The sequence below is a fragment of the Alkalibaculum bacchi genome, from assembly GCF_003317055.1.
Classification (GTDB): domain Bacteria; phylum Bacillota; class Clostridia; order Eubacteriales; family Alkalibacteraceae; genus Alkalibaculum; species Alkalibaculum bacchi.
The window spans coordinates 1-1,066 of the sequence record NZ_QNRX01000046.1 but is presented as its reverse complement, the minus strand read 5'-3'; the positions used below and the strand labels follow the sequence as shown (position 1 = coordinate 1,066).

2 tRNA genes and 1 rRNA gene are annotated in these 1,066 nt (G+C 38.6%); all 3 read left to right on the top strand.

Features of this window, described 5'->3' with window-relative positions:
• Nucleotides 1-342, top strand: a 16S ribosomal RNA gene (locus DES36_RS14645); the annotation flags it as partial.
• Between the two features lie 263 nt (nt 343-605).
• Nucleotides 606-681, top strand: a tRNA-Ala gene (locus DES36_RS15110).
• 110 nt (nt 682-791) lie between these two features.
• Nucleotides 792-868, top strand: a tRNA-Ile gene (locus DES36_RS14640).
• The last annotated feature ends 198 nt before the right edge of the window (nt 869-1,066 follow it).

Here is a 1,066-nt window from a genome sequence, read left to right as displayed (position 1 = left end):
AGATCAGAATGCTGCGGTGAATGCGTTCCCGGGCCTTGTACACACCGCCCGTCACACCACGAAAGTTGGCAACACCCGAAGTCAGTGAGCTAACCGGCATATCATTTAGTTGTTCCAACTAAATGAGTTGTAAGTTGTAAGGTCTAAGTTGTATGTAAAAGCATTAGGTCACCGAAGGTGACATAAACATAGAACTTAAAACGTAGAACTTAGAACTACATCATTTAAGAGTGAAACGATTAAATGATGTGTCGGAGGCAGCTGCCGAAGGTGGGGTCGATAATTGGGGTGAAGTCGTAACAAGGTAGCCGTATCGGAAGGTGCGGCTGGATCACCTCCTTTCTAGGGAGCATGGGTTAAGTTCTAAGTTGTATGATCTAAGTTCTATGTAAAAGCATAACGTCACCGAAGGTGACAAAAGGTTTTACTTAGAACGTAAAACATAGAACTTAGAACATATTGTGGTGCACTATTTTATTTTGAAATACTTTTTGTATTTCAGAATAGTTGTAAGTTGTAAGATCTAAGTTGTAAGCAAAAGCAATAGTCACCGAAGGTGACAAAGTTACTTAGAACTTAAAACATAGAACTTAGAACTAAAAAGTGGGGGTGTAGCTCAGTTGGGAGAGCACCTGCCTTGCAAGCAGGGGGTCAGGAGTTCGAATCTCCTCATCTCCACCATTTTAAAATAGCTATATGTTGTAAGATCTAAGTTGTAAGTAAAAGCATTATATCACCGAAGGTGATTAAATACTTAGAACTTAAAACGTAAAACTTAGAACTGAAATTAGGGGCTTGTAGCTCAGGTGGTTAGAGCGCACGCCTGATAAGCGTGAGGTCGGAGGTTCGAGTCCTCCCAAGCCCACCATGAAACAGTTATAAGTTGTAAGATCTAAGTTGTAAGTAAAAGCAACAATTACCGAAGGTGATTAATACTTAGAACTTAAAACATAGAACTTAAAACTAAAACAAGTGTTATTTGAAAACTGCATAAGAAAAGTAAAAGAAATAAATCATCTAAAGATTCTTGATTCAAGAATTAAAAGGTCAAGTTAATAAGGGCATA